Annotated in this window: 9 protein-coding genes; all 9 read left to right on the top strand. The window is 53.1% G+C overall.

Going from position 1 to position 6,414, the window contains the following annotated elements:
• The first annotated feature begins 13 nt into the window (after nucleotides 1-13).
• The 9 genes from cydX to cpoB all read left to right on the top strand — a co-directional run bounded on the left by cydX (nucleotide 14) and on the right by cpoB (nucleotide 6,187).
• Nucleotides 14-127: a cytochrome bd-I oxidase subunit CydX gene (gene cydX, locus ACLD11_RS15710; protein WP_000270278.1), complete on the top strand. Its 114-nt coding sequence runs from the start codon at nucleotides 14-16 to the stop codon at nucleotides 125-127.
• Nucleotides 127-420, top strand: a complete 294-nt coding sequence (gene ybgE / locus ACLD11_RS15715) for a cyd operon protein YbgE (RefSeq protein ID WP_000148790.1) — start codon at nucleotides 127-129, stop codon at nucleotides 418-420. Before cydX ends, ybgE begins: the two co-directional genes overlap by 1 nt.
• 228 nt (nucleotides 421-648) lie before the next feature.
• Entirely contained in the window at nucleotides 649-1,053 is a 405-nt protein-coding gene (ybgC, locus tag ACLD11_RS15720) for a tol-pal system-associated acyl-CoA thioesterase (protein ID WP_001046240.1), read from the top strand.
• Complete coding sequence (tolQ, locus tag ACLD11_RS15725; RefSeq protein WP_000131318.1) at nucleotides 1,050-1,742, top strand: Tol-Pal system protein TolQ; 693 nt, start codon at nucleotides 1,050-1,052, stop codon at nucleotides 1,740-1,742. The genes ybgC and tolQ overlap by 4 nt, the downstream gene beginning before the upstream one ends.
• Nucleotides 1,743-1,745: 3 nt before the next feature.
• Complete coding sequence (tolR, locus tag ACLD11_RS15730) at nucleotides 1,746-2,174, top strand: colicin uptake protein TolR (protein ID WP_000124676.1); 429 nt, start codon at nucleotides 1,746-1,748, stop codon at nucleotides 2,172-2,174.
• A gap of 64 nt (nucleotides 2,175-2,238) precedes the next feature.
• Nucleotides 2,239-3,414 carry a cell envelope integrity protein TolA gene (gene tolA / locus ACLD11_RS15735; protein ID WP_411012069.1) on the top strand — a complete coding sequence of 392 codons (1,176 nt, stop codon included), beginning with the start codon at nucleotides 2,239-2,241 and terminating at the stop codon, nucleotides 3,412-3,414.
• A 123-nt stretch (nucleotides 3,415-3,537) separates the two neighbouring features.
• Nucleotides 3,538-4,830: a Tol-Pal system beta propeller repeat protein TolB gene (tolB, locus tag ACLD11_RS15740; RefSeq protein WP_001562341.1), complete on the top strand. Its 1,293-nt coding sequence runs from the start codon at nucleotides 3,538-3,540 to the stop codon at nucleotides 4,828-4,830.
• A 34-nt stretch (nucleotides 4,831-4,864) separates the two neighbouring features.
• Nucleotides 4,865-5,389 carry a peptidoglycan-associated lipoprotein Pal gene (pal, locus tag ACLD11_RS15745; protein WP_001176621.1) on the top strand — a complete coding sequence of 175 codons (525 nt, stop codon included), beginning with the start codon at nucleotides 4,865-4,867 and terminating at the stop codon, nucleotides 5,387-5,389.
• A gap of 9 nt (nucleotides 5,390-5,398) precedes the next feature.
• Nucleotides 5,399-6,187, top strand: coding sequence for a cell division protein CpoB (gene cpoB / locus ACLD11_RS15750; protein WP_000097551.1), 789 nt, complete (start codon nucleotides 5,399-5,401; stop codon nucleotides 6,185-6,187).
• The last annotated feature ends 227 nt before the right edge of the window (nucleotides 6,188-6,414 follow it).

Genomic DNA, 6,414 nt, shown 5'->3' on the forward strand with positions numbered 1-6,414 from the left:
TAAGGAGCTTAAAATGTGGTATTTCGCATGGATTCTGGGAACGCTTCTTGCCTGTGCATTCGGGATCATTACCGCCCTGGCGCTTGAGCACGTTGAAGCGGGTAAAACCGGTCAAGAAGAAAGCTAATGACCCATATTATCGCAAAACTGTATGCGGTAATGGACAAGCGCCCCTTAAGGGCGCTTTCCTTCGTGATGGCGATAGTGCTGGCAGGATGTATGTTCTGGGACCCGTCACGGTTTGCCGCCAGGACCAGCACGCTTGAAATCTGGCACGGATTATTGCTGATGTGGGCGGTTTGCGCAGGCATAATCCACGGTGTGGGTTTTCGCCCTGAATCCGTACACTGGCAAGGGATTTTTTGTCCGCTCCTGGCGGATATCGTCCTTATCGTCGGCCTGATTTTCTTCTTCTTGTGAATAAGAAACCTCCTTAAAAATATAGGGGCTTGCATAAGCCCATATATTTTTACTCTCCCTTAACTTCCCCCCATTCCCAAGCCTCATTCCCACGCGTATAGTAGCAACGTTTAAAAGCTCTACTTTTGTTGCATTACCGGGATGTAAAGTGAATACAAGGCGATATACAACGGCATTCTTGAGGCATTACGGCGGCAAGCGGATGACGCCAGCAAAGAGGCTGCAGGGATGAATAAGTATATGTTTCGATGGCCAATTCGAGTTTATTACGAAGACACGGACGCCGGCGGTGTGGTTTATCACGCCAGCTATGTCGCTTTTTATGAAAGAGCGCGCACGGAGATGCTGCGTCACCATCACTTCAGTCAACAGGTGCTGCTGGCGGAGCGGGTCGCCTTTGTGGTGCGCAAGATGACGCTGGAATACTATGCGCCTGCGCGGCTCGACGATATGCTTGAAGTTCAAACAGAAATTACGTCAATGCGTGGCACCGCTTTGGTTTTCACGCAACGCATTGTCAACGCAGAGAACACGCTGCTAAATGAAGCAGAGGTTCTGATTGTTTGCGTTGATCCACTCAAAATGAAGCCTCGTGCGCTTCCTAAGTCTATTGTCGCGGAGTTTAAGCAGTGACTGACATGAATATCCTTGATTTGTTCCTGAAGGCAAGCCTTCTGGTTAAACTTATCATGTTGATTTTGATTGGTTTTTCAATAGCATCCTGGGCAATCATTATCCAGCGAACACGTATCCTGAACGCCGCTGCGCGTGAGGCGGAAGCGTTTGAAGATAAATTCTGGTCCGGAATCGAACTATCGCGTCTGTACCAGGAAAGCCAGGGGAGACGCGATAGTCTGTCGGGCTCGGAGCAAATCTTTTATAGCGGGTTCAAAGAGTTTGTCCGGCTCCATCGCGCCAACAGCCATGCGCCGGAGGCCGTGGTAGAGGGGGCGTCGCGTGCGATGCGCATCTCCATGAACCGGGAGCTGGAAACGCTGGAAACGCATATCCCGTTTCTTGGCACGGTAGGCTCTATCAGTCCTTATATCGGTCTGTTTGGCACTGTATGGGGGATTATGCATGCGTTTATCGCCCTGGGCGCGGTGAAACAGGCGACTCTGCAAATGGTTGCGCCGGGTATTGCCGAAGCATTGATTGCCACGGCGATTGGTCTGTTTGCCGCCATCCCTGCGGTTATGGCTTACAACCGACTGAATCAGCGCGTGAACAAGCTGGAACTGAATTACGACAACTTTATGGAAGAGTTCACCGCGATTCTGCACCGCCAGGCGTTTACCGTAAGCGAAAGCAACAAGGGGTAAGCCATGGCCAGAACGCGTGGACGAGGTCGTCGCGAACTTAAGTCCGAAATCAATATTGTACCGCTGCTCGACGTACTGTTGGTGCTGCTGCTGATCTTTATGGCAACCGCGCCGATCATTACCCAGAGCGTGGAGGTCGACTTGCCGGAGGCGAATCAGTCGCAAGCGGTCAGTAGTAACGACGATCCACCGGTCATTATTGAGGTTTCCGGAGTAGGGCAATACAGCGTAGTGGTTGATAAAGATCGAATGGATCAACTGCCGTCTGAACAGGTGATCGCAGAAGTAAAGCGTCATCTGCAGGCTAATCCGAAAACAGTCTTTTTAATCGGCGGCGCGAAAGAGGTGCCGTACGATGAAATAATTAAAGCGCTGAACTTGTTACACAGCGCGGGCGTAAAATCGGTTGGCTTAATGACGCAGCCAATCTGAAGTCTGCGTCCCGTTGGCTTGAAAGACGGCGAGTAACAGGCGAACAGTTTTTTGGGAACCGAGAGTGTCAAAGGCAACCGAACAAAACGACAAGCTCAAACGGGCGATAATTATTTCAGCCGTGCTGCATATCATCTTATTTGCAGTGCTGATCTGGAGTTCGTTTGATGAGCATATAGAGGCTTCTGCCGGCGGCGGCGGTGGTTCCGCTATCGACGCGGTGATGGTCGATCCTGGCGCCGTTGTGCAGCAGTACAACCGTCAGCAGGATCAACAGGCCAGCGCCAGACGCGCGGAAGAAGAGCGTAAAAAGCTGCAACAGCAGCAAGCAGAGGAGCTGCAGCAGAAGCAGGCTGCCGAACAGGAGCGGTTGAAACAACTTGAGAAAGAACGTTTAGCGGCTCAGGAGCAGCAAAAGCAGGCTGAAGAAGCGGCAAAACTGGCGCAACAGCAACAGCAACAGGCCGAAGAAGCGGCGAAAGCGGCGGCGGACGCGAAGAAGAAAGCAGAGGCCGAAGCGGCGAAAGCGGCGGCGGACGCGAAGAAGAAAGCAGAGGCCGAGGCGGTAAAAGCGGCGGCGGATGCGAAGAAGAAAGCAGAGGCCGAAGCGGCGAAAGCAGCGGCGGACGCGAAGAAGAAAGCGGAAGCCGAGGCGGCGAAAGCGGCGGCGGAGGCGAAGAAGAAAGCGGAAGCCGAAGCGGCGAAAGCTGCGGCGGCGAAGAAGAAAGCGGATGCCGAGGCGGCGAAAGCGGCGGCGGAGGCGAAGAAGAAAGCGGATGCCGAGGCGGCGAAAGCAGCGGCGGACGCTAAGAAGAAAGCCGCTGCTGAAAAAGCGGCCGCCGCAGAAGGCGTCGATGATCTGCTTGGCGATCTCAGCTCGGGTAAGAATGCGCCGAAAACCGGCGGCGGCGCGAAAGGGAATGGTCAGCCATCGAAAGATAGCGGTACATCGGGTGCTAACGGTGGGGCGACAGGCGCTGATATCAGCGCCTACGCGAAACAGATTCAGGTCGCGATTCAGAGCCGTCTGTATGATGCGAGCCTGTACCAGGGCAAACAATGTGTCTTGCATATTAGCCTGGCGCCGGATGGCTCATTAAAAAGCATTACGTCTGAGGGCGGCGATCCGGCGCTTTGTCAGGCGGCGTTAATGGCGGCAAAAACCGCGAAAATTCCTAAACCGCCAAGCCAGGCTGTTTATGAGAAAATAAAGGATGCCAAACTAGACTTTAAACTGTAGATACTTTTCTTTATGGAAGTTGGAGCAGTTGAGTTGTTACTGGCCCTGGTGGTTTTGTGTATTTGAGTTTGTTAACATTCTGCTAAATTATCGTGGGTCGCAGGCCCAGGTATGGGAGATATGATGAAGCAGGCATTACGAGTAGCATTTGGTTTTCTGATGCTGTGGGCGGCGGTGCTGCACGCAGAAGTCCGTATCGAGATCACCCAGGGGGTGGACTCGGCGCGACCGATTGGCGTTGTGCCTTTTAAATGGGCCGGGCCGGGCGCTGCGCCTGAAGATATCGGCGGCATCGTGGCGGCAGATTTACGCAATAGCGGTAAATTTAATCCGTTAGACCGGTCACGACTGCCGCAGCAGCCAGCCACCGCTCAGGAAGTTCAGCCTACCGCATGGTCTGCGCTGGGTATTGATGCTGTCGTTGTTGGACAGGTCACGCCGAATCCTGACGGTTCCTACAATGTTGCTTATCAGCTGGTTGACACTGGCGGCGCGCCGGGGACTGTACTGGCGCAAAACTCTTATAAAGTGAACAAGCAGTGGCTGCGTTATGCAGGCCACACTGCCAGTGACGAAGTCTTTGAAAAACTGACGGGCATTAAGGGCGCGTTCCGTACTCGTATCGCCTATGTGGTACAGACTAACGGCGGTCAGTTCCCGTATGAACTGCGTGTGTCGGATTACGATGGCTACAATCAGTTCGTAGTGCACCGTTCTCCGCAGCCGTTGATGTCTCCGGCGTGGTCTCCGGACGGCTCAAAACTGGCTTACGTGACATTTGAAAGCGGTCGCTCCGCGCTGGTTATCCAGACGCTGGCAAACGGCGCAGTGCGTCAGGTTGCGTCCTTCCCGCGTCACAACGGCGCGCCGGCCTTCTCGCCGGATGGGACGAAACTGGCGTTCGCGTTATCGAAAACCGGGAGTCTGAACCTGTACGTTATGGATCTTGCTTCCGGCCAGATTCGTCAGATAACGGACGGGCGTAGCAACAATACGGAGCCGACCTGGTTCCCGGACAGCCAGACTCTGGCCTTTACCTCTGACCAGGCTGGACGTCCGCAAGTGTATAAAATGAACATTAACGGCGGTGCGGCGCAACGTATTACCTGGGAAGGTTCGCAAAACCAGGATGCGGATGTCAGCAGCGACGGTAAATTTATGGTAATGGTAAGCTCAAATAACGGGCAGCAGCACATTGCCAAACAAGATCTGGTGACGGGTGGCGTACAGGTTCTGTCGTCAACGTTCCTGGATGAAACGCCAAGTCTGGCACCTAACGGCACGATGGTAATCTACAGCTCTTCTCAGGGGATGGGATCTGTGCTGAATTTGGTTTCTACAGATGGGCGTTTCAAAGCGCGTCTTCCGGCAACTGATGGTCAGGTGAAATCGCCTGCCTGGTCGCCGTATCTGTGATAATAATTAATTGATTACTAAAGGAATTAAAGAAATGCAACTGAACAAAGTGCTGAAGGGCCTGATGATTGCCCTGCCTGTTATGGCAATCGCGGCATGTTCTTCCAACAAGAACGCCAGCAATGACGGTAGCGAAGGCGGCATGCTGAACGGCGCCGGCACGGGTATGGACGCTAACGGCAACGGCAACATGTCATCTGAAGAGCAAGCGCGTCTGCAGATGCAGCAGCTGCAGCAGAACAACATCGTTTACTTCGATCTCGACAAGTACGATATCCGTTCTGACTTCGCGGCAATGCTGGATGCGCACGCTAACTTCCTGCGTAGCAACCCGTCTTACAAAGTCACCGTAGAAGGTCACGCGGACGAACGTGGTACTCCGGAGTACAACATCTCCCTGGGTGAGCGTCGTGCGAACGCTGTTAAGATGTATCTGCAGGGTAAAGGCGTTTCCGCTGACCAGATCTCCATCGTTTCTTACGGTAAAGAGAAACCTGCCGTACTGGGCCACGACGAAGCGGCTTACGCTAAGAACCGTCGCGCTGTACTGGTTTACTAAGAGAATTGCATGAGCAGTAACTTCAGACATCACCTGTTGAGTCTGTCGTTACTGGTTGGCATAGCGGCCCCCTGGGCCGCTTTTGCTCAGGCGCCAATCAGTAGTGTCGGCTCAGGCTCGGTCGAAGACCGCGTCACTCAACTTGAGCGTATCTCTAACGCTCACAGCCAGCTTTTAACCCAACTTCAGCAGCAGCTCTCCGATAATCAGTCTGATATCGATTCTTTGCGCGGCCAAATCCAGGAAAATCAGTATCAACTGAATCAGGTGATGGAGCGCCAGAAGCAAATTATGCTGCAGCTGGGGAGCTTAAATAATGGCGGCGCAGCGCAGCCAGCGGCTGGTGACCAGAGCGGGGCGGCAACCGCTGCGACCTCCGCTCCGGATGCCGGTACGGCAACCTCAGGGGCGCCGGTACAAAGTGGCGATGCGAATACCGATTACAATGCGGCAATTGCGCTGGTGCAGGATAAGTCTCGCCAGGATGATGCGATTGTGGCGTTTCAGAACTTCATCAAGAAATACCCTGATTCTACTTATCAGCCGAACGCCAATTATTGGCTGGGCCAGTTGAATTACAACAAGGGTAAAAAAGATGATGCCGCCTATTATTTCGCCTCGGTAGTAAAAAACTATCCTAAGTCGCCGAAGGCTGCGGACGCGATGTACAAAGTTGGCGTTATCATGCAGGACAAAGGTGATACGGCAAAAGCGAAAGCGGTTTATCAGCAGGTGATTAACAAATATCCTGGCACTGATGGCGCGAAACAGGCGCAGAAGCGTCTTAACGCGATGTAATGCGTACCATGCGACCAGAAAACGCCTTTTTTCTGGTCGCGTCGTGCGATTCCTAAGCAGTTGAGCCCCCTGCGTCGAAATTTTTGTTGCGCTCAAATCTGAAATCAGTAATATATGCCGCCGTTGCCACGGGATATTAAACAACTCGAAAGCAACGTAAAAGTGGGTCGTTAGCTCAGTTGGTAGAGCAGTTGACTTTTAATCAATTGGTCGCAGGTTCGAATCCT

It is taken from the genome of Salmonella sp. 741265116_PST (assembly GCF_046567715.1).
Taxonomy (GTDB): domain Bacteria; phylum Pseudomonadota; class Gammaproteobacteria; order Enterobacterales; family Enterobacteriaceae; genus Salmonella; species Salmonella enterica.

Excerpts from the sequence above, each read along its gene's own strand:
- tolR (WP_000124676.1), top strand. The coding sequence starts at position 1,746 with ATGGCCAGAACGCGTGGACGAGGTCGTCGCGAACTTAAGTCCGAAATC.
- cydX (WP_000270278.1), top strand. The coding sequence starts at position 14 with ATGTGGTATTTCGCATGGATTCTGGGAACGCTTCTTGCCTGTGCATTC.
- ybgE (WP_000148790.1), top strand. The coding sequence starts at position 127 with ATGACCCATATTATCGCAAAACTGTATGCGGTAATGGACAAGCGCCCC.
- ybgC (WP_001046240.1), top strand. The coding sequence starts at position 649 with ATGAATAAGTATATGTTTCGATGGCCAATTCGAGTTTATTACGAAGAC.
- pal (WP_001176621.1), top strand. The coding sequence starts at position 4,865 with ATGCAACTGAACAAAGTGCTGAAGGGCCTGATGATTGCCCTGCCTGTT.
- cpoB (WP_000097551.1), top strand. The coding sequence starts at position 5,399 with ATGAGCAGTAACTTCAGACATCACCTGTTGAGTCTGTCGTTACTGGTT.
- tolB (WP_001562341.1), top strand. The coding sequence starts at position 3,538 with ATGAAGCAGGCATTACGAGTAGCATTTGGTTTTCTGATGCTGTGGGCG.